At 73.7% G+C, this 19,982-nt stretch carries 19 protein-coding genes; 8 read left to right on the top strand and 11 right to left on the bottom strand.

Annotated features, from left to right (window positions below):
* The first annotated feature begins 272 nt into the window (after positions 1-272).
* Positions 273-1,217 (top strand): peptidase associated/transthyretin-like domain-containing protein, encoded by a 945-nt coding sequence (locus GA0070558_RS13500; protein ID WP_091279277.1) that lies wholly within the window; start codon positions 273-275, stop codon positions 1,215-1,217.
* A 63-nt stretch (positions 1,218-1,280) separates the two neighbouring features.
* Here the strand turns inward: GA0070558_RS13500 and GA0070558_RS13505 are convergent, their stop codons facing one another.
* The 5 genes from GA0070558_RS13505 to GA0070558_RS13525 form a co-directional block, all read right to left on the bottom strand.
* Entirely contained in the window at positions 1,281-1,808 is a 528-nt protein-coding gene (locus GA0070558_RS13505; RefSeq protein WP_091279280.1) for a GNAT family N-acetyltransferase, read from the bottom strand.
* A complete protein-coding gene (locus tag GA0070558_RS13510) occupies positions 1,805-2,737 on the bottom strand; it encodes a ribonuclease Z (RefSeq protein WP_091279284.1) in 933 nt (310 codons plus the stop codon). Before GA0070558_RS13510 ends, GA0070558_RS13505 begins: the two co-directional genes overlap by 4 nt.
* Before the next feature lie 384 nt (positions 2,738-3,121).
* Positions 3,122-4,309, bottom strand: coding sequence for an osmoprotectant NAGGN system M42 family peptidase (locus GA0070558_RS13515; RefSeq protein WP_091279287.1), 1,188 nt, complete (start codon positions 4,307-4,309; stop codon positions 3,122-3,124).
* Positions 4,306-6,156 (bottom strand): N-acetylglutaminylglutamine synthetase, encoded by a 1,851-nt coding sequence (gene ngg, locus GA0070558_RS13520; protein WP_091279290.1) that lies wholly within the window; start codon positions 6,154-6,156, stop codon positions 4,306-4,308. The genes GA0070558_RS13515 and ngg overlap by 4 nt, the downstream gene beginning before the upstream one ends.
* A 2-nt stretch (positions 6,157-6,158) precedes the next feature.
* On the bottom strand, positions 6,159-7,943 hold the full coding sequence (locus tag GA0070558_RS13525) for an N-acetylglutaminylglutamine amidotransferase (protein WP_091279293.1): 1,785 nt from the start codon (positions 7,941-7,943) through the stop codon (positions 6,159-6,161).
* 365 nt (positions 7,944-8,308) lie between these two features.
* On the opposite strand from GA0070558_RS13525, the gene GA0070558_RS13530 reads away from it, so the two are divergent.
* Entirely contained in the window at positions 8,309-9,952 is a 1,644-nt protein-coding gene (locus GA0070558_RS13530; RefSeq protein ID WP_256091917.1) for a PKD domain-containing protein, read from the top strand.
* Between the two features lie 11 nt (positions 9,953-9,963).
* Here GA0070558_RS13530 and GA0070558_RS13535 read toward each other — a convergent pair whose 3' ends face one another.
* The 4 genes from GA0070558_RS13535 to GA0070558_RS13550 form a co-directional block, all read right to left on the bottom strand.
* Positions 9,964-10,626: a nucleotidyl transferase AbiEii/AbiGii toxin family protein gene (locus GA0070558_RS13535; protein ID WP_091279362.1), complete on the bottom strand. Its 663-nt coding sequence runs from the start codon at positions 10,624-10,626 to the stop codon at positions 9,964-9,966.
* Positions 10,627-10,630: 4 nt separating this feature from the next.
* On the bottom strand, positions 10,631-10,966 hold the full coding sequence (locus GA0070558_RS13540) for a hypothetical protein (protein ID WP_077936205.1): 336 nt from the start codon (positions 10,964-10,966) through the stop codon (positions 10,631-10,633).
* Between the two features lie 71 nt (positions 10,967-11,037).
* Positions 11,038-11,697 (bottom strand): peptide-methionine (S)-S-oxide reductase MsrA, encoded by a 660-nt coding sequence (msrA, locus tag GA0070558_RS13545; protein WP_077936206.1) that lies wholly within the window; start codon positions 11,695-11,697, stop codon positions 11,038-11,040.
* A gap of 100 nt (positions 11,698-11,797) precedes the next feature.
* Complete coding sequence (locus GA0070558_RS13550) at positions 11,798-12,211, bottom strand: HIT family protein (RefSeq protein ID WP_091279296.1); 414 nt, start codon at positions 12,209-12,211, stop codon at positions 11,798-11,800.
* A gap of 150 nt (positions 12,212-12,361) precedes the next feature.
* On the opposite strand from GA0070558_RS13550, the gene GA0070558_RS13555 reads away from it, so the two are divergent.
* The 4 genes from GA0070558_RS13555 (at position 12,362) to ilvA (ending at position 17,052) form a co-directional block, all read left to right on the top strand.
* The gene (locus GA0070558_RS13555; RefSeq protein WP_091279299.1) at positions 12,362-13,504 is read left to right on the top strand and encodes a cystathionine gamma-synthase; all 1,143 of its coding nucleotides are present in this window, start codon (positions 12,362-12,364) and stop codon (positions 13,502-13,504) included.
* 16 nt (positions 13,505-13,520) lie between these two features.
* The gene (locus GA0070558_RS13560) at positions 13,521-14,930 is read left to right on the top strand and encodes an amidase (RefSeq protein WP_091279302.1); all 1,410 of its coding nucleotides are present in this window, start codon (positions 13,521-13,523) and stop codon (positions 14,928-14,930) included.
* A 146-nt stretch (positions 14,931-15,076) separates the two neighbouring features.
* The gene (locus tag GA0070558_RS13565) at positions 15,077-15,835 is read left to right on the top strand and encodes a DUF4328 domain-containing protein (RefSeq protein ID WP_256091918.1); all 759 of its coding nucleotides are present in this window, start codon (positions 15,077-15,079) and stop codon (positions 15,833-15,835) included.
* Positions 15,832-17,052 carry a threonine ammonia-lyase gene (ilvA, locus tag GA0070558_RS13570; protein ID WP_091279309.1) on the top strand — a complete coding sequence of 407 codons (1,221 nt, stop codon included), beginning with the start codon at positions 15,832-15,834 and terminating at the stop codon, positions 17,050-17,052. Before GA0070558_RS13565 ends, ilvA begins: the two co-directional genes overlap by 4 nt.
* Before the next feature lie 89 nt (positions 17,053-17,141).
* Here ilvA and greA read toward each other — a convergent pair whose 3' ends face one another.
* Together greA and GA0070558_RS13580 are read right to left on the bottom strand one after the other, a co-directional pair.
* Positions 17,142-17,642 (bottom strand): transcription elongation factor GreA, encoded by a 501-nt coding sequence (gene greA, locus GA0070558_RS13575; protein ID WP_077936213.1) that lies wholly within the window; start codon positions 17,640-17,642, stop codon positions 17,142-17,144.
* Positions 17,643-17,783: 141 nt separating this feature from the next.
* Positions 17,784-18,218 carry a DUF4307 domain-containing protein gene (locus tag GA0070558_RS13580; protein WP_077936214.1) on the bottom strand — a complete coding sequence of 145 codons (435 nt, stop codon included), beginning with the start codon at positions 18,216-18,218 and terminating at the stop codon, positions 17,784-17,786.
* 179 nt (positions 18,219-18,397) lie between these two features.
* Between GA0070558_RS13580 and mca the strand changes: the two genes are divergently transcribed.
* Both mca and GA0070558_RS13590 read left to right on the top strand, forming a co-directional pair.
* Positions 18,398-19,279: a mycothiol conjugate amidase Mca gene (mca, locus tag GA0070558_RS13585; protein ID WP_077936215.1), complete on the top strand. Its 882-nt coding sequence runs from the start codon at positions 18,398-18,400 to the stop codon at positions 19,277-19,279.
* A 120-nt stretch (positions 19,280-19,399) separates the two neighbouring features.
* Positions 19,400-19,741, top strand: a complete 342-nt coding sequence (locus GA0070558_RS13590; protein ID WP_077936216.1) for a hypothetical protein — start codon at positions 19,400-19,402, stop codon at positions 19,739-19,741.
* Positions 19,742-19,982 lie beyond the last annotated feature (241 nt).

Raw genomic sequence — 19,982 nt, forward strand, 5'->3', positions numbered from 1 at the left:
CCCGGCCCGTGCCGGCCGGACTGCCGCGAGCATGCGAGCCACCGGTATGCGTCCGGTATAACCGCCGGTCGGATCAGCCGCCGGGCCGGCCTTCCGGGGTGGTCGTCGGCCGACGTTCCGGGGTGGTCGTCGGGCCGCCCTTCCGGGTTGATCGTCGGGCCGACCGGCGGGGCGACCATTCACAGCCCGGCCACAAGCGGGCCACAGAGGGCGCCGGCCGGGCGTGTCTAGCGTCGGGACCAGCCGACGAACACCGACCCCGGGAGGAACCCATGCGCCACGACCTCGACCACCACGAAGGGCAGCGGGTCAGCCGCCGCCGGCTGATCGCCGGGATCGGCTCGGTCGGGCTGGCCGGCCTGCTGGCGGCCTGCGGCCGGGACGGCGGCACGGTCACCACGTCCACCGGCGAGACCGTCTCCCCGCAGGCCACCGCCAGCACGTCGACCGACCTGACCGCGCTGTTCGGCGAGGCCAACACGTGCACACTGACCGCGAGCACCACCCAGGGCCCGTACTACTTCGACGCCGACAAGATCCGCAGCGACATCCGGGAGGACCGGGAGGGCACCCGGCTGCGGGTGGCGGTCCGGGTGCAGGACAGCGAGCAGTGCGGGCCCCTGGCCAACGCCGTCGTGGAGATCTGGCACTGCGACGCCGAGGGGCTGTACTCGGGTGCTGAGGCGCAGTCCTCCGGCGCGGGCGGCGCGCAGGGCGGCGGGGCCCCGGGCGGCGGCACCCCGCCCAGCGGCGCGCCGGACGGCACCCCGCCGAGCGGCGGCCCGGCCGGAGGGGCCCCGCCGAGCGGTGCGCCCGGCGGCGGCGCGGCACCGGGCGGCGGCTCCGAGGGGTCGGCGGCCGACCTCACGCCGACCGACGACAAGCGCTACCTGCGCGGGGCCCAGGTCACCAACTCCGACGGGATCGTCGAGTTCACCACCATCTGGCCGGGCTGGTACCGGGGCCGCACCACGCACATCCACGCCATGGTGCACGTCGACAACAACCGGGTGCTGACCACCCAGATGATGTTCGACGAGGCCCTCAACACCAAGGTGTACGCCGCCGCGCCGTACTCGGCGCACACCGGGCGGGACACCTTCAACGACAACGACACGATCTACGCCGACAGCATGCTGATGAAGGTCGTCGAGGACGGCGACGGCTACCTCGGCGTGCTCAACTTCTCGGTCGACTCGGACCAGGACGGCGCGTGAGCCCGCCCCGCCCCGCCCCCGCCGGGGGCGGGGTAAGAAGGGGACCCTTCTCTACCGTATGCGTTAACAGGGGGCCCTTCCATACAGAGCACGCGCGTAGCGGAGCTGGCGGGTGCGGGCCGTGCCGATCCGGTCCTCCCGGCGCTCGCCGGTGTGCCGCCAGCCGCCCCGCTCGTAGAAGCGCCGGGCCGGCGCGTTGCCCTCCAGCACCCACAGCACCGCCCGCGTCCGGCCCCGGTCGCGCATGGTGGCCAGCGCGTCGTCCATCAGCGCCCGGCCCGTGCCCCGGCCCCGCTCGCCAGGGTCGAGGTGGATGGCGTTGAGCAGCCCCGTCGCCGGGTCGCCCGCGTCGTCCGGGCCGACGTAGCTGAAGCCGACCAGCCGGCCGTCGCGCTCGGCGACGGTCATCAGGTGGTCGTCACGCTCCCAGGTCCACCGCTCCACCCAGTACGACCCCATCGCCTCCTCCGTCGGGTCGGCGAGGGCCTCCGCCGGCAGGAACGACGAGTACGCCGCCACCCGGGAGCGCTGGTGCAGCGCCCCCACGGCGCGCAGGTCGTCGATGGTGGCGTGGCGGAGGGTGATCGTCACCCGGCCGAGGGTACCCGCCGGGGCGGGACCGGGACGGTCGTCAGGTCCTCGGCGACGACCAGCTCACCGGCGAAGTGCTCCCGGGCCTCGTCGGCGAAGCGCCGGACGTCGCCGTAGCGCTGGGAGAAGTGGGTGAGCACCAGCGTGCGTACCCCCGACTCGGTTGCCACCCGCGCGGCCTGGCCCGCCGTGAGGTGCCCGACCTCGGCGGCGAGCGCGGCCTCGCTCGCCAGGAACGTCGACTCGATGACCAGCAGGTCGGCGTGCTCGGCGAGGGCGTACACGTTGTCGCAGAGCCCGGTGTCCATCACGAACGCGAACCGCTGCCCGGGGCGGGTCACGCTCACCTCGTCGCGGGTGACGCGCCGCCCGCCGACGTCGAGGTGGCCGACGCGCCGCAGCTCGCCGACGGCCGGCCCGGCGATCCCGTACGCGGCCAGCCGCTGCGGCAGCATCCGGCAGCCGTCCGGCTCGACGAGGCGGTAGCCGTACGTCTCGATGGGGTGCCGCAGCCGGCGGGCCTCCAGGATGCCGCCGCCGCGCAGGGCGATCCGCTGCCCGTCGGCGCTGATCGGCTCGACGGCCAGCTCGGCGGTCTCGTGGAAGGAGCTGGCGTGCCGCAGCCGGGCGAAGTAGTCGGCCCCGCCGGCCGGGAAGTGCACCGCCACCGGGCGCGGGACCCGGTCCAGGGAGAGCCGCTGGATGGTGCCGGGCAGGCCGAGGCAGTGGTCGCCGTGGAAGTGGGTGACGCAGATCCTGGTCAGGTCGGTGGCGGTGACGCCGGTGTGCAGGAGCTGCCGCTGGCTGCCCTCGCCCGGGTCGAGGAGGATCACCTCGTCGTCCCAGCGCAGCACGTACCCGTTGTGGTTGCGCGCCCGGGTCGGGGTCTGGCTGGCCGTCCCGAGCACCACCAGTTCACGCATGGACACGGCGTTCTCCCCGGCGGATACATGAAGCGACCCCCGGGGCTTCCGTGCTCGCGCACGGGCCGGCTGGACTTGGCCGGCACCCCGGGGGTCGGGTGGCTGTCGTGGTTTCGCCGCACCGCTGCCACACGGTCTCGACGATCGTGCACCCGCCTCGCGGCGGGCAGGTTCTCACTGTCGAGGACAGCGGCTAGCGGACAGCCACCTCACGAGTCCGATTGCTATACAAGTCTGGACCACCTCCTTTCCCGTGTACCGCCACGCTATCCACTTCCCGGGGGCGTCGGCAACGGATTTCGACCAGCGGCTCAGGCGCGGTCGGCCGGCGCGGCCGGGGCGGGCCCGCCGAGCGCTGCCGGAGCGGCCCTCACGGCGCTGCCGGAGCGGTCAGTCGGCGATGCCGATCGGGCCCTCGCGCGGGCCCTCCTCGCTGGCCGGCTGCACCGCCAGCGACGGGAAGTCGGCAAGGTCGCCCTCCGGCTCGGCGTCCCACTCGGGGAACACCAGCTCGCTCTGGAGATAGAGGCAGAGCAGCTGGGTGAGGTGACCCAGCCCGTCGAGGTGGGTGCGCTCGTGGCCGTGGGTGGCGTCCACCCCGAAGCCGAGCAGCGCCACCCGGGCGTGCGCGCCCGCCTCCACCGCCGCCGCCACGTCCGAGCGGTAGAACTCGAAGACGTCGCGGACCAGGTCCACCCCGTGCTCGCGGGCGATCGCGGCGAGGTTGCGGGTCAGGTGGTAGTCGAACGGCCCCACCCCGTCGCCCATGGCCAGGGTGGCCGCGTTCTCCCGGGACTGCTGCCCGGGGGCGACCACCGCGGCGTCCACGGAGACGATCTCGGCGACGTCCGGGTCGAGGCCGTGGCTCGCCCCGTGGCCGATCTCCTCGGTGACCGTCACCAGCAGGTGCGCGGTCACCGCCGGGGTGACGCCCGCGTCGACCATCGCCTTGAACGCGGTCAGCACCGCCGCCACCCCGGCCTTGTCGTCCAGGTGCCGGGACTTGACGTACCCGCTCGGGGTGATCGTCGGATTCGGCAGGAACGCCACGAAGTCCCCGACGTCGATGCCGAGCGCCCGCAGCCCGGCCTCGTCGGCCACGGGCTCGTCGACCCGCACCTCGACCTGCTCCCAGCCGACCCCCTGGAGGTCGACGGCCTCGTTGTAGCGGTGCCCGCTGGCCTTCAGCGGCAGCACCTGGCCGCTGATCACCCGGTCCAGGTCGTCGGTGAAGATCCGCACGTGCGCGCCCTCGGCGAACCGGGCGCTGTGCGTGCCGACCTGCATCAGCTCCAGCCGGCCGTTCTCCTTGAGCCGCTTCACCATGCCGCCGATGGTGTCGGTGTGCACCACGACCGCCCGGTCCGCCCCGGTCTCCCGGGGCCCCGGCAGGCAGGCGCTGAGCGCGCCGCGCCGGGTCAGCGTGGAGGAGATCCCGAGCGCCCAGAGGCGCTCGCCCACGTACTGCTGCACGTGGTCGGTGCGCCCCGACGGGCTCGGGATCTCCAGCAGCTCCACCAGCACCTGGCGGAGGTAGTCCAGGTCGATCTTCAGGGGGACGGGTTTGCGTGCGGTCATGCCTGAGAGCTTGCCGCACCCGCCGGGGTCCAGAGGCGTTGCGGTGCCCGCGTGCCGGGGAAGAGGAGGTCGACGAAGCGCTCGGCGGTCGGCTGCGGCTCGTGGTTGGCCAGGCCCGGCCGCTCGTTCGCCTCGATGAACACGTGCTCCGGGCCGTCCGGGGCGCTGACCAGCAGGTCCAGCCCGGTGACCGGGACGTCCAGCGCCCGGCTGGCCGCCACGCACGCCTCGGCGATCGCCGGGTGCAGCTCGCCCGTCACGTCGTGGATCGTCCCGCCGGTGTGCAGGTTCGCGGTGCGGCGCACGGCCAGCACCGTGCCCTCGGGCAGCACGTCGCTCAGCTCGTAGCCGGCCTCGGCGACGACCTCCCGGGTCATGTCGTCGACGGGGATGCGCGACTCGCCCCCGGTGGCGGCGGCCCGGCGGCGGCTCTGCCGCTCGATCAGCTCGGCGACGTCGTGCACCCCGTCGCCGGTGACCTGGGCGGGCCGCCGGACGGCGGCGGCCACCACCTCGTGGTCGATGACGATCACCCGCAGGTCCTCGCCGTCGCGCATCTGCTCGATCAGCACGTCCGGGCAGAAGCCGCGGGCCAGGGCCACGGCGGCGGTCAGGGCCTCCGGCGTGCGTACGCCGACGGTGATGCCGTTGCCCTGCTCGCCGCGCGCCGGCTTCACCACCACCCGGCCCACCTCGGCCAGGAACGCGACGTCGGCGTCGTCGCCGGTCGCGGTGCGCCCGGCCGGCACCGACAGGCCCGCCTCGGTGAGGATGCGCCGGGTGACCCGCTTGTCGTCGCAGCGGCTCATCGCCACCGCCGAGGTCAGCTCGGACAGCGACTCGCGGGTGACGATCGTCCGGCCGCCGTTGCTCAGCCGCAGCTCGCCCCACTCCGGGTCGGTGACCTCCACCCGGATGCCCCGACGCATCGCCTCGTCGGCGACGATCTTCGCGTACGGGTTGAGCCGGTCGTACCCCTTCGGGGCGGCCGGCAGGAACAGCCGCTCGTTGATCGGGTTCTTCCGCTTCACGCAGAGCGTCGCGGTGCGGTAGAAGCCGAGCCGCTCGTACAGCCGGATCGCCCCGGTGTTCTCGGCCAGCACCGACAGGTCGACGAACGCCCGGCCGCGCGCGGTGAGCCGGGCCGCCAGCTCGGTCAGCAGCGCCTGGCCGGTGCCGGGCGGCGCGGTGTTGAAGTCGACGGTGAGACACCACAGGCTCGCCCCGTTGTCCGGGTCGGCGAAGACCGCGACGTGGTCCACTCCGGTGATCGTGCCGACCACGTCCCCGGTGGCGTCCTCGGCGACCAGGTGCAGGAACCGTTCGGTGCGGGCGTTGTCGACCAGCACGTCGACCGGGGCGGTGACCATGCCGTTGCGGGCGTAGATCCGGTTCACCGCGTCCGCGTCGTCGGCGTCGCGCAGCGTCCGGATCCGCAGGCCGGGCAGCCCGTCGCGGTCGTCGGCGGCGGCCGGGGCCGCGGGCAGCCGCAGCCGGTACGTCAGCGACGGGTCGATGAACAGCTCGTCGGGCAGCCGGGACACCAGCACGTGCGGGTCGCGCAGGTAGATGCAGATGTCCCGCGCCCCGGCCGCCTCCGAGCGCAGCACCGCCGCCACGGCGGCCTGCTCGGTGAACGTCTGGCCGAACACCAGCCGCCCCCAGCCGCAGTCGAGCACCACGCCGCCGCCGGTCGGCTGTTCCCCCTCGGCCTGCCCGTCCGGGGCGTCCGGCGGGGCCGGGGCGGGGGCCACCGGATCGCCGCCCGGCCCCACCCGCTCGCGGCGGCGGCCCAGCACCCGTTCCCGGTCGGTGCGCGCCGTCCCGGTCGCCAGGGTGTCGCTCACGGTCAGTCGATTCCGTGGCTCTGGAGCCACATTTCCAGGAGTCCCAGCTGCCACAGCTTGTTTCCGTTCAACGGGGTGAGTTCGGCGTTCGGGTCGGCCAGCAGCGCGTCGACGTACTCGGTGCGGAACAGGTTGCGGTGACGGGCGGCGGGCGCGTGCAGCGCGTCGCGTACCCGGTCGAGGAGCTTGCCCTCCAGGTGGGTGAGGCCCGGCACGGGGAAGTAGCCCTTCGGCCGGTCGATGACCTCGTGTGGCAGGACCCGGCGGCCGATCTCCTTCAGCACGCCCTTGCCGCCCTGGGCCAGCTTCAGCTCCGGCGGGCAGGTCGCGGCCAACTCCACGAACTCGTGGTCGAGGAACGGCACCCGGGCCTCCAGCCCGTGCGCCATGGTCATGTTGTCGACCCGCTTCACCGGGTCGTCGGTCAGCATGATCTGGGTGTCGATCCGCAGGCCCGCGTCGACGGCGGTCTGCGCGCCGGGCCGGGCCAGGTGGGCGGCCACGAACTCGCGGGCCGGGTCGCCGTCGGCCAGCCACGCCGGGTCCAGCACCCGGGCCAGCCCGGCCGCGTCCCGGTCGAGGAACGCCTTCGCGTACGTCTCGACGGCCCGCTCCCGGTCGACGCCGGCCAGCGGCGGGTACCAGTGGTAGCCGCCCAGGATCTCGTCCGCTCCCTGACCGGACTGGACCACCTTGACGTGCCGCGACACCTCCTGGCTGAGCAGCCAGAACGCCACGCAGTCGTGGCTGACCATCGGCTCGCTCATCGCCGCCACCGCCGCCTCCAGCGGGGGCAGCAGGTCCCGGGCGGCCACCCGGATCTGGTGGTGGTCGGTGTCGAACGTCTTCGCCACGATGTCGGAGTAGACGAACTCGTCGCCGGAGCGGCCGCCGACGGCGTCGAAGCCGATGGAGAAGGTGGCCAGGCCGCGCTGCCCCTGCTCGGCGAGCAGGGCGACGACCAGGCTGGAGTCCAGCCCGCCGGAGAGCAGCACGCCGACCGGCACGTCGGCGACCATCCGGCGGCGCACCGCCGTGGTCAGCGACTCCAGCAGGGCGTCCTCCCAGTCGCGGGCGGACCAGCCGGCCCGCTCGTCGCGCCGGGTGAACGCCGGGTCCCAGTAGACCCGCTCGTGGGTGGAGCCGTCGGCCTCGTAGACCCGGACGGTGGCCGGGGGCAGCTTGGCGACCCCGCGCAGGATGGTGCGCGGCGGCGGCACGATGCTGTGGAAGCTCAGGTAGTGGGCCAGCGCCACCGGGTCGATGGCGGTGTCGACGCCGCCGCCGGCCAGCAGCGCGGGCAGGGTGCTGGCGAAGCTCACCACGCCCGGGGACTCGGCCACGTACAGCGGCTTGATGCCGAGCCGGTCGCGGGCCAGCACGAGGCGGCCGGTGTCCCGCTCGCTGATCGCCACGGCGAACATCCCGACCAGGTGGTCGACGAAGTCGAGCCCCCACTCGGCGTACGCCTTGACGACCACCTCGCTGTCGCCGGAGGAGAAGAAGCGGTGCCCCCTGGCCTGCAACTCCTCGCGCAGCTCGCGGTAGTTGTAGACGCAGCCGTTGAAGACGCCGGTCAGCCCCGACGCCGGGTCGACCAGCGGCTGCCCGCTCGCCGCCGACAGGTCGATGATCTTGAGGCGGCGGTGGCCGAGGGCGACCGCCCCCTGGGACCACACGCCGCTGTCGTCGGGGCCCCGGTCGCTCATCGTGGCCGCCATGCGTTCCACCGCCGCGACGTCGGCCCGCGAGCCGTCACGGCGGAACTCCCCAGCCAGTCCGCACATGCCAGACAATGCTGCCAGAGGTGAGCCCCGCTCGCCTGTTGAGATGATGTCGTCGGCGTTACGTGCTTGCTAAGATGCGCGCCGTCGCGCCCCGGTGGGCCGCAGCCCGCCGGCGCCGCCGCCCTCACCCGCCGCCGCCGCGCTCGGCCCCTACTCAGCCTGCCCGGCCGGTTGTGAGAAACCCCGCATCGGTGCGACGCCGCCGGGCCCACGGCCGACCGCGTCCGACCGGACGGTCGCGCCGCGCCCGCCGCCGGTGCCCCGTTGTCCCCCGGACGGGGCATTCAGCGCCGAACGTCGCCGTGCCAGGGTGAGATCGGGCCCACGAGGAGGCGATGACCATGGTCGCGACGCGACGGACAGGCGTGCGGACCGGACGCGGCGTGCGTACCGCCGGCCGGCTGGCGCTGGCGGCGGCGGTCGCGGCGGCCGGGGTGCTGGCCGGGGTCGCCCCCGCGCAGGCCGTCGCCACCCGCACCGTGGCCTTCTGGAGCATGGACGAGCCGACGGGCGCCACGGTGCTCACCGACAGCAGCGGCAACGGCCGGCACGGCCGCGTCGGCGACGAGGTGGTGGCCGGGACGCGCTACGACGGCGCCACCGCCCACCGCTTCGCCTACCACAACCCCGCCGACAAGGAGTACGTGCCGGGGCACGTCAACCTGGTGCCGGCGAGCAACGACTTCAACCCCGAGGCCGGCGACTTCTCGTTCTCGATCCGCTACCGCACCACGAAGTCCTTCGGCAACATCATGCAGAAGGGCCAGGGCGGCACGGCCGGCGGCTACTGGAAGTTCGAGGCCCCCGAGGGCAAGCCCCGGTGCATGTTCCGGGGCGGCGACGGGGCGACGCGCACCGGCTACACCGGCACGTCCATCTCCGACGGGCAGTGGCACACCGTCACCTGCAACCGCACCGCCAGCTACGTCGAGATGTACGTCGACGGCGTGCGCACCAGCCGGCTCACCGGCCCCACCGGGACGATCGCCAACAACTGGCAGTTCTCGATCGGCGGCAAGAGCTCCTGCGACGGGGTGAACGTCACCTGCGACTACTTCGCCGGGGACATCGACTGGATCCGGCTCGTCAAGGGCACCGGCGGCGCGGCCAACACCCCGCCCAGCGCCGACCTCGCCGCGTCCTGCTCCGGGCTGGTGTGCGCCTTCTCCGCTGCCGGCTCCACCGACCCCGACGGCGCGGTCCAGGACCACGCCTGGGACTTCGGCGACGGCGCGACCGCCGACACCGCCAGCGTCCCCACCACCACCCACACGTACGCCCAGGCCGGCACCTACCGCGTCGCCGTCACCGTCACCGACGACCGGGGGGCCACCGGCACCGCCACCCGGGACGTCACCGTCGCGCCGCTGCCCGAGCTGATCTCGTACGTCGGGCAGGCCACCGCCAACGCGAACGTCACCAACCACTCCGTCGTCGTGCCCGCCGGAGTCCGGCCGGGGGACGTCCTGCTGCTGTTCCTCAGCCAGAACACCCACGCCGACACCGGGGAGCCCACCGGGGTGACCGACTGGACGCGGCTGGACCGCCTCGACGGGGGCTACGCCACCACCACCGCCTGGTGGAAGATCGCCGCCACCGGTGACGCCGGGACGACCCTGCGGGTCACCCTCGGCAAGCAGTCGAAGGGCAACCTGGTGCTCGCCGCCTACCGGGGCGCCGACCCGACCGCCCCGGTGGCCGCGTTCGCCAGCTCCGCCGACCCGGCCAGCTCCGCCACCCGGGTCACCCCGACCGCCCCGATCGCCGCCGAGCGCGGGTGGGGCGTGTCGTACTGGCTGCACGGCGACGCCACGTCGACCGCGCTGACCCCGCCGCCCGGGGTGCAGGTGCGCAGCAACGGCTCCCAGACCGGCGGGGGGCGGGTCACCGGGCTGCTCGCCGACTCGGGCGCGTCGGTGCCGACCGGCGCGTACGGCGGCCTCGGCGCGACCGCCGCGGCGGCCAGCACCACCACGACCACCTGGACCGTCGTGCTCCGCCCCGCGTGACGCCGGTCGGCCTACCTCTGCTCCAGAGAACGACTGAGGTCGCGCCGCCACTGCGCGAACCGTTCCCGCAGGCCCGGCAGCTCAGCGGGAGAGACGCCGTAGCAGTCGAAGTCCGCGTCGGTGATCTGCGTCAAGGCGCCCAAGGCGTCAACGAAGGCCGCCACCTCAAACCCGGGATCGGCGTTCATCGCCAGATCGAGGAGACGCCCCCGGGTGTAGCGGCCACTGCTGAGCGCTGCATCCACGTCGAGGAAGTCCCGCGCCTCGGCGCGGCCGAACAGGGCACACATCTTGTTGGCGACGGCGTCGTCCGGATGAAGGACAGGGCCGACTGGCGACGGGACCGGAGGATGGGCACGCCAGTCCGCCGACATCTCCAGTTTCTCCGGCTCGCTCCCGGGTCTGGACCGATCAGCGAGAAGGAGACGGGCGAAGGTCTCGTTGCGGATGACAGCGGTCACCTCGAAGCCGTGCGCGTCGAACGCCTTGACGACCTCGTCAACGGCACGGGGGAACTCGGCGCGAGTCTGCCAGGCGGTGAAGAGATCCACGTCCCAGCTCAGTCGGGCACCCATCCCATGGACGCTCACCGCGTATCCGCCCGCCAGAGCAAAGCCGTAACGGCCCGCGACAGCGAGTGCGATCTCGGCGATGAGGGCGTGTTGCTGCTGCATGACCTCAGGCGGCAACCTGGCGCGTCCGCCGAAGTTCGGGGAAACGACTCTCCCACGACTCCCGCACGGAAGTAGGCAGCCACATCGAGGGCCACAACCGGATCAAGGTCTGACGGTCGAGGAACGTGTGCAGGTCCTCGGGGGCGGCGGCCTCGTTGAGTACCGTGCGGTACAGGTCAAGGATGCGGCCGGGGTCCGCGAGGTCGTAGCGGGCGTTTCCCGACCACTTGAGGTGTCGGGGAAGGTCGACGACGCCGCTGGTCGGACCGTCGAGCCGATCGAGGGAATCGGGCACGACGACCGGCTTGGCGTATCCGCGTGGGCGGATGTCACCGGCCATCGTGCCCTCCTAGACGTCTCTGTCAGGGTAACGGGTCAGGGCCGCCGGAGGTGCGGGCCAGCCTGTCCCTTTCAGGCGGTGCGGGCCACGCCCACCGGGCAGCTCAGCCCGTTCGGCCCGTGGTTGCAGTACCCGTTCGGGTTCTTCGTCGGGGCCAGGTACTGCTGGTGGTAGTCCTCGGCGAAGTAGTAGCCGCCGAGCCGGTCGATCTCCGTGGTGATCTCACCCTTGCCGGCCCGCGCCACGATCGGCGCGAACGCGTCCCGCGACGCGGTGGCGGTGGCGAGCTGCTCGTCGGTGCTGGCGTAGATCGCCGACCGGTACTGGGTGCCCACGTCGTTGCCCTGGCGCATGCCCTGGGTCGGGTCGTGGTTCTCCCAGAACACCTTCAGCAGATCCTCGTAGCTGATCACGGTGGGGTCGTAGACGACCTGGACGACCTCGGTGTGCCCGGTCATGCCCGAGCAGACCTCCTCGTACGTCGGGTTCGGGGTGATCCCGCCCGCGTAGCCGACGGAGGTGGTGAGCACGCCGGGCAGGGTCCAGAACAGCCGCTCGGCGCCCCAGAAACAGCCCATCCCGAACACGGCGACCTGCGCGCCCGCCGGGAACGGCCCCTTCAGCGAGGAGCCGAGCACCTCGTGGCGGTCGCCGATCGGCATCGCGATCGGGCGGCCGGGCAGGGCCCGGTCGGGGGTGGGCAGCTCGGCGGGCATGCGACGAAGGAACACGGTGGAACTCCTCTCGTACCTCTCCCCGCGTGCAACACCGCCGGGCCCCGGTTCCTTACCCGCCCCGGCGGTGGGTAACCGACGCCCGTCGGGCGGGGCCTCAGGCCAGGGCGGCGGCGACCCGGGCGGCGTACGCCCCGGCCTCGGCGTCGTCGGCGTAGCGCGTGCGGGGCCAGAAGAACCCGCGCAGGCCGTCGCCCTTCGTCCTCGGCACGACGTGGGTGTGCAGGTGCGGCACCGACTGGGACACCTTGTTGTTCATCGCCACGAACGTGCCGCCGGCCCCGAGCCCCGCCTCGACGGCCACGGCGAGCCGCTGCACCAGCCCGAAGTAGCCGGGCAGGTCGCCCGCCGGCAGGTCGGCCAGGGTCACCAGGTGGGCGCGCGGCACCACCAGCACGTGGCCCTTGAACACGGGCCGGGTGTCGAGGAACGCCACCCCCTCCGGGGTGTCGGCGACCCGGAACGCCGGGACGTCACCGGCCACGATCCCGCAGAACACACACCCGCCCATCCGGCCAGGCTAGCCGCGCCCCGCGCCCCCCCGCCTGCCCTGCGCCACGCCCTCGCCCCGTCGCAGCGCGGGAGGCGGTGAGCGGGGAACCCTTCTCTACCGTAGGCGTTAACAAGGGACCCCTCCTTCCCACCGGCTAACGTCTGCGGCATGAACCACGGCTTCGAGACGCTCGCGATCCACGCCGGACAGGACCCGGAGGCCCGCACCGGCGCGGTGATCCCACCGATCTACCAGACCAGCACGTACGCCCAGGACGCCGTCGGCGCGCCCCGGCAGGGCTACGAGTACAGCCGCTCCGGCAACCCGACCCGCGACGCCCTCCAGGAGTGCCTCGCCGCGCTGGAGGGCGGCCCTGTCGGGCTGGCCTTCGCCAGCGGCCTGGCCGCCGAGGACGCCCTGCTGCGTACCGTCTGCAAGCCGGGCGACCACGTGGTCATCCCCGACGACGCGTACGGCGGCACGTACCGGCTCTTCGCCAAGGTGGCCGAGCGGTGGGGGCTGACGTACACCCCGGCGAAGGTCTCCGACGTCGACGCAGTGCGGGCCGCGATCCGCCCCGGCGCGACCCGGATCGTGTGGCTGGAGACGCCGACCAACCCGCTGCTCGGCATCGCCGACATCGCCGCCCTGGCCGCCGTCGCCCACGACGCGGGCGCGCTGCTGGTGGTCGACAACACGTTCGCCTCGCCGTACCTGCAGCAGCCGATCGCGTACGGCGCGGACGTCGTGGTGCACTCCACCACCAAGTACGTCGGCGGGCACTCCGACGTCGTCGGCGGGGCGTTGGTCGCCGCCGACCGGGCGCTCGGCGAGGAGCTGCGCTACCACCAGAACGCGATGGGCGCGGTCAACGGCCCGTTCGATGCGTGGCTGACGCTGCGCGGCATCAAGACCCTCGGCGTACGGATGGACCGGCACTGCGACAACGCCGAGCGGATCGCCGCGTACCTCGACGGGCACGCGAAGGTCGCCCAGGTGATCTATCCGGGCCTGCCGTCGCACCCCGGGCACGAGGTGGCCACCAAGCAGATGCGCCGCTTCGGCGGCATGATCTCGTTCCGGGCGGCCGGCGGCGAGGAGCACGCCGTCGAGATCTGCAACCGGGCCAAGTTGTTCGTGCTCGCCGAGTCCCTCGGCGGGGTGGAGTCCCTGATCGAGCACCCGGGCCGGATGACACACGCAAGTGCCGCCGGCTCGCCGCTTGAAGTTCCTGGTGATCTCGTGCGACTGTCTGTCGGCATCGAGACGGTCGACGACCTGCTCGCCGATCTGGAGCAGGCACTGGGCTGACCGCTGGTGAGGGAGGGTGGCCGTGCAGGACCTCATGCCGACCTGGGTGGGCGCGACCGCGAAGCAGATCGCCCGCGGCGTACGCCGGGGTGACGTCTCCGCCACGCAGGTCGTGGCCGACCACCTCGACCACATCGCCCGGGCCGACGCCGACCTCGCCGCGTTCCGCACGGTGCGCGGCGGCGAGGCGATCACCGAGGCGGAGAAGGTCGACGAGCAGGAGGAGCTGGCCAACCTCCCCCTGGCCGGCGTGCCGGTCGCGGTCAAGGAGAACACCGCCGTCGCGGGCCTGCCCACCTGGCACGGCTCGGCGGCGGTGCGCAGCGCCGTCGCCGAGGCCGACCACGAGGTGGTCCGGCGGCTGCGCGGCGCGGGCGCGGTGATCCTCGGGGTGACCCGGATGCCCGAGTTGGGCCTCTGGGCGCTCACCGACGACGCGAGCGCGGTCACCCGCAACCCGTGGGACCCGCGGCGCACCCCCGGCGGCTCGTCCGGCGGCGCGGCGGCGGCGGTGGCCGCCGGGCTGGTGCCGATGGCGCACGGCAACGACGGCCTCGGCTCGATCCGCATCCCGGCGGCCTGCTGCGGCCTCGTCGGGCTCAAGCCGGGCCGGGGCGTGGTGCCCTGCCAGCTCGGCGCCGACGACTGGTTCGGCCTCACCGAGCACGGCATGCTGACGTCCACGGTCGCCGACGCGGCGGTCGGCTTCCAGGTGCTCGCCGGCCGCCCGCAGGAGAAGCTGGTCCCGCCGCAGCGGCTGCGGGTGGGCGTCTCGCTGCGGTCCCCGGTGCGCGGCGTCGCCCCGGACGCGCCGAACCGTGACGCGGTCGCCGCCGCCGGCCGCCTGCTCGCCGCCGCCGGCCACGACACCGTGCCCGCCGACCCGGTCTACCCGACCCGCCTCGGCCTGGCCGGCATCGCCACCTGGTTCGCCGCTGCCGCCGCCGACGTGCGGGCCGCCGGGCTCGACCGGCGCAGCCTCCAGCCGCGCAGCCGCCGGCACGTCGCGCTGGGGGAGTGGGCGCAACGCCGGGGGTACGTCCGCGAGTCCGACCGGGTCGCCTGGCGCGAGCGGTCCATCGGCTTCTTCGCCGACCACTCGGTCGACCTGCTGCTCACCCCGGCGCTGGCCGGGCCGCCGCCGGAGGCCACCGGCTGGTCGGGCCGGTCCTGGGCGGCGAACATGAAGGCCAGCATCCGGTACGCCCCGTTCGCCGCCCCGTGGAACATCGCCGGCCTGCCCGCGATCGTGGTGCCGGTGGGCCGCCGCCCCGACGGGCTGCCGGTGGCGGTGCAGCTCGTCGGCCCGCCCGGCTCGGAGCTGCTGCTGCTCGGCGTCGCCGGCCAGTTCGAGATGCAGGCCCCGTGGGCCCGGCACGCCCCCGGCTACCCCCGCGTCGGCACGGGGTCGCCGACCGCCGCGTGACCGCCTAGCGTGTGTGCGTCCCGCACGCACACACCCTGGGCGGTTCCGAAGTGCAATGCCACACCTGCGGGGACGCCACGTCCCCGGAAGACCCCGACTGCCAGCGCTGCGGCACGCCGTTCGGTCAGCCCTCGGTGCTGCCCAACGTGCCTACGTACCCCGTCCGGGGTCTCGGCACCGCAGCGGCGGTCGCCGTCGGCGCGGCCACCGTGCTCTACCTGCCCGGCGCGTTGTTCCCACTGGTCGGCGAGCGGATGGCCCGCGTCGCGGGCGAGCGGGAAGACCGGGACCTGGTGATGGTCGCGGCCCTCGCCGAGGTGCTGCTCGGGCTGCCGTACGGCCTGGCCGGGGTGGTCGCCTCGGTTCTGGTGATCATCTGGACGTGGCGGGCGCGGACGAACCTCGACGCGTTCCCGGGTGCTCTGCCGAGCCTCGGCGCCGGCTGGGCGATCGCCGGCTGGCTGGTGCCCTTCGCCAACCTCGTCGTACCGGCCCGGATGGTGGCGAACGTGGCCCGGGACAGCCTGCCGCGCCGGACCACGCCAGCCCTGGTCGGGATCTGGTGGGCCGCCTGGCTGACCTTCACCGTCGGCGACATCCTCGTCGCCCGGGACGACAGCCGGCGGTACGAGCGGCTGACCGAGTGGCCCCGCAACGACGTGGAGTTCGGCAGCTACGTCCGCTACTACCAGGACACGCTCGACACCCGGCTGCTCCTCTGCGCCGTCTGCCTGGTCGCCGGGGTCTCGTTCATCGTGCTGCTCCGCCGGATATCCGCCGCCCAGCAGGACCGGATCGCCCGGGCCGCACAGGCCTGGCCCGGTCACCCCGGCTGGTCGCCGGGCGGGGCGTCGGCGACGTCCCCGCAGCTCCCGCAGGGGGCGGGTGGCACGATCGGGGCATGACGGAACTGGTCGGCCTCGCCGAGGTACGCGCCGCGCGGGAGCTGCTCGCCGGCGTCACCCGCACCACCCCGCTGGAGCCCTCCCGCCCGCTGAGCGCCGCGCTCGGCGGGCCGGTGTGGCTCAAGTGCGAGAACGTGCAGCGCGCCGGCTCGTACAAGGTGCGCGGGGCGTACGTGCGGATCTCCCGGCTGTCGGCGGCGGAGCGCGACCGGGGGGTGGTGGCCGCGAGCGCCGGCAACCACGCCCAGGGGGTAGCCCTCGCCGCCGGGCTGGTCGGCACGCACTCGACGGTCTTCATGCCGGTGAACGCGCCGCTGCCGAAGGTCGCCGCCACCAAGGGCTACGGCGCGCAGGTCGAGCTGATGGGCAACACCGTCGACGAGTCGCTGGTGGCGGCGCAGACCTTCGCCGAGCGGACCGGGGCGATCCTCATCCACCCGTTCGACCACCCGGACGTGATCGCCGGTCAGGGCACCGTGGCGCTGGAGATCCTGGAGCAGTGCCCCGACGTGCGGACGATCGTCACCGGGGTCGGCGGCGGCGGCCTGATCTCCGGCATGGCGGTGGCGGCGAAGGCGCTGCGGCCCGACGTGCGGCTGGTCGGGGTGCAGGCGGCGGGCGCGGCGGCCTACCCGCCCTCGCTGGCGGCCGGCGAGCCGGTACGCCTGCCGGCGTTCAGCACCATCGCCGACGGCATCGCCGTGGGCCGCCCGGGGGAGATCACCTTCCACCACGTCCGCAAGCTCGCCGACGAGATCGTCACGGTCTCCGAGGAGGACATCTCCCGGGCGCTGCTGATGCTGCTGGAACGGGGCAAGCAGGTCGTCGAGCCGGCCGGCGCGGTCGGGGTGGCGGCGCTGCTGGCCGGCGTGCTGGAGGTCGAGACGCCGGTGGTGGCGGTGCTCTCCGGCGGCAACATCGACCCGCTGCTGATGCTGCGCGTCATCGAGCACGGGCTCGCGGCGGCCGGACGCTACCTGCGGGTGACCGTGCGCTGCTCGGACCGCCCCGGGCAGCTCGCCTCGCTGCTCAGCGAGATCGCCGAGCACCGGGCGAACGTGGTCGACGTGGAGCACCAGCGGGCCAACCCGCACCTGCGGCTCGGCGAGGTCGAGGTGGCGTTGTCGGTGGAGACCCGGGGCGTCGAGCACTCCGACACGCTGATCAGCGCCCTGCGGGCCAGCGGCTACCAGGTGGTCTTCGCCGCCGACCGCTGAGCTGCTGCCGGTGCAAGGAAGGGCCCCTTGTTAACGCATTCCGTTGTACAAGGGGCCCTTGTTAACAGTTGTTCGGCTCGACGGCCGGGTCAGCCGGTGAACGGCTCGAAGCTGACCACCGTCACCTTGATGTCCGCGCCGCTCGGCGCGGTGTAGGTCACCGTCTGGCCGGGCCGGCTGCCCAGGATCGACTTGCCCAGCGCCGACTCGGGGCTGTAGACGGTCAGCTCCGTGGTGGAGGAGATCTCCCGCGAGCCGAGCAGGAAGGTCTCGGTGTCGTCGGTGTCGTCGTCGAAGTAGATCGTGACGACCATCCCGGGGGAGACCGTGTCGGCGCTCGGCGCCTCGCCGACCTTGGCGGTGCGGAGCAGTTCCTTCAAGTAGAGGATCCGCCCCTCCTGCTTGCCCTGCTCCTCGCGGGCGGCGTGGTAGCCGCCGTTCTCCCGGAGGTCGCCCTCCTCGCGCCGCGCGTTGATCTCGGCCGCGATCACGGGCCGGTTGGCGATCAGCTCGTCGAGCTCAGCCTGGAGGCGGTCGTGCGCGTCCTGGGACAGCCAGGTGGCGGGCGCCTCGTTCCCCTTGTTGGACACAGGCGATCTCCTCGGTTGTGCGGACTGGCTGACGGGTGAACTACCAAGTTACCAGTGCCGTGCCCGTCCGGGTGCGGACGATCACCGCGGGTGCCGGCGGCAAGACCCGCGGTGCGCGTGGCGCGGTGGCGTTTCAGCAGCTCAGTCGGCCGGTCGGCAGCGCACCACCTCACCGATGAAAGGGCGGGCCGTGGTGGCCAGCCGGTGCCGGGCGGCGGCCTGGGACTCGCCCGGCCGGGCGGCCACGGTGACCTCCTCGCGGGCCACCTCCGCCCCGTCGTGGGAGCGGGCCCGCAGCACGCAGGTCGCCGAGCCGCCCGCCGGGACCGTCACCCGGAAGTCGACCACCACCTGGGAGTCGGTGATGTCCGTGTACGTGATCACCTGGGCGTCGTAGGTCGGGTCGCCGTACTTGCCGTACATGCTGAACGCCGCCAGCCCGAGTGCCGCCACCAGGGCTGTCGCGAGCAGCGCGACCAGCGCCGGCCGGCGTCGGCCCGGCTCCCTGCGCCGGCCGTAGCGGCCCGGCGGGAACACGGGCGCACCCGGCGTGATTGTGGCGTGCGTCTCGGTCACCGGCGGCGGTCTCCTGGCGTTGTTGTCGGCCCCATCGGCAAGAATGGCAGAGTCCAATCTTTCCAGCCCGGCGCCGGCTCGTGGACGAGTCCTCAGTCACCTTCGCTGAGGTAAGGATGACAGGTCGGCGGGCGACGCCGGCAGGCAGCGCCGGTGGGCACAGACGAGGAGCGCCGCAAGTGGCAGAGCAGCTGCGTCTCATGGCCGTCCACGCGCATCCCGACGACGAGTCGAGCAAGGGTGCCGCGACCATGGCGAAGTACGTCGCCGAGGGGGTCGACGTGCTGGTCGTGACGTGCACCGGTGGCGAGCGCGGCAGCGTGCTCAACCCCAAGATGGACCGGCCGGACGTGTGGGCCAACATCGCCGAGATCCGCCGCGCCGAGATGGACGCCGCCCGCGCCATCCTCGGCGTCGAGCAGGCCTGGCTGGGTTTCGTCGACTCGGGGCTGCCCGAGGGCGACCCGTTGCCGCCCCTGCCCGAGGGCTGCTTCGCCCTCCAGGACGTCGAGGTGGCCGCGGGCCCGCTGGTGCGGCTGATCCGGCAGTTCCGTCCCCACGTGATCACCACGTACGACGAGGAGGGCGGCTACCCGCACCCCGACCACATCATGACCCACAAGGTCACCGTGGCCGCGTTCGACGCCGCCGGCGACCCGGAGCGCCACCCCGACCTCGGCGACCCCTGGCAGCCGCTCAAGCTCTACTACGACGTGGGCTTCTCCAAGGGCAAGATCCTGGCGCTGCACGAGGGCATGCTCGCCGCCGGCCTCGCGTCGCCCTACGAGGAGTGGCTCAAGCGCTGGGACGACCGCCCCGACAAGGGCCCCCGGATCACCACCCGCGTCGAGTGCGCCGACTACTTCCCGGTCCGCGACGATGCGCTGCGCGCCCACGCCACCCAGATCGACCCGGACGGCTTCTGGTTCCACGTGCCGATGGAGCTCCAGCGGCAGGCCTGGCCCACGGAGGACTTCCAGCTCGCCCGCTCGGTGGTGGACAGCCCGCTGCCCGAGTCCGACCTCTTCGCCGGGGTCCGCGAGACGGCCCATGCCTGCTGAGCCGGCCGTGCCGGCCGGAGCTGCGCGGGCCGCACGGCCCGTGCGGCTCACCGAGCCGGCCGTGACCGCCGATCCGGCGCCGGGCTACCCTGGGGTCCTGCCACGATCCGGAGGAACACCATGCTGACCGCCGCCCAGGTGCTCGCGCAGAACAACTTCGGTGACACGCGTACGGGTGGCCTGGCCGGCCCGATGGGCCTCTTCCTCATCGTGCTGCTGGGCACCGCCACCGTGCTGCTCATCCGCAACATGAACTCCCGGCTGCGCCGCCTGCCCGACCACTTCCCCGCGCCCGGCGAGTCCGCCGACGCGGGCCGGGTGGACGCCGCCGTCGGGGGCGGGCCAGCGGCCACCGACGCGGGGCGGGCCGACGCCACAGTCGTCGATCCGACAGACGGGACCTTGGGGCACGACTCACGCTCGACCGCCCCGAAGGGCCCCCAGCAGCACGGAAACGGGTGATCGGGGCGTGATTCACGCCGAAGCCGGCCGTCGCCCCCTGTTGCGCTCCCCGGCTTTGGCTTAGCCTTCCGCCGGGGGACCAAAAGTCCCCGGGCCGCGCGCGGGAGGGGGCACCGATGACCGGGTCAGCGACGGCTGCCCGCTGTGCGGTGCGACGGGCTGTCCGTCTTGCGGCGCTCTGCCCGGCTGCCTGCGGTGCGGCGCGATCGGCTGCCCGCCGCCATGCGGCGCGACCGACTGC

This window comes from Micromonospora haikouensis (assembly GCF_900091595.1).
In the GTDB taxonomy this organism is placed as follows: Bacteria; Actinomycetota; Actinomycetes; order Mycobacteriales; family Micromonosporaceae; genus Micromonospora; species Micromonospora haikouensis.

Bases quoted from the DNA above. Each gene is read 5' to 3' on its own strand.
- GA0070558_RS13500 (WP_091279277.1), top strand. From the start codon at position 273: ATGCGCCACGACCTCGACCACCACGAAGGGCAGCGGGTCAGCCGCCGC.
- GA0070558_RS13515 (WP_091279287.1), bottom strand. From the start codon at position 4,309: ATGACCGCACGCAAACCCGTCCCCCTGAAGATCGACCTGGACTACCTC.
- GA0070558_RS13550 (WP_091279296.1), bottom strand. From the start codon at position 12,211: ATGGGCGGGTGTGTGTTCTGCGGGATCGTGGCCGGTGACGTCCCGGCG.
- ilvA (WP_091279309.1), top strand. From the start codon at position 15,832: ATGACGGAACTGGTCGGCCTCGCCGAGGTACGCGCCGCGCGGGAGCTG.
- GA0070558_RS13540 (WP_077936205.1), bottom strand. From the start codon at position 10,966: ATGGCCGGTGACATCCGCCCACGCGGATACGCCAAGCCGGTCGTCGTG.
- GA0070558_RS13590 (WP_077936216.1), top strand. From the start codon at position 19,400: ATGCTGACCGCCGCCCAGGTGCTCGCGCAGAACAACTTCGGTGACACG.
- GA0070558_RS13535 (WP_091279362.1), bottom strand. From the start codon at position 10,626: ATGCAGCAGCAACACGCCCTCATCGCCGAGATCGCACTCGCTGTCGCG.
- GA0070558_RS13555 (WP_091279299.1), top strand. From the start codon at position 12,362: ATGAACCACGGCTTCGAGACGCTCGCGATCCACGCCGGACAGGACCCG.
- GA0070558_RS13525 (WP_091279293.1), bottom strand. From the start codon at position 7,943: ATGTGCGGACTGGCTGGGGAGTTCCGCCGTGACGGCTCGCGGGCCGAC.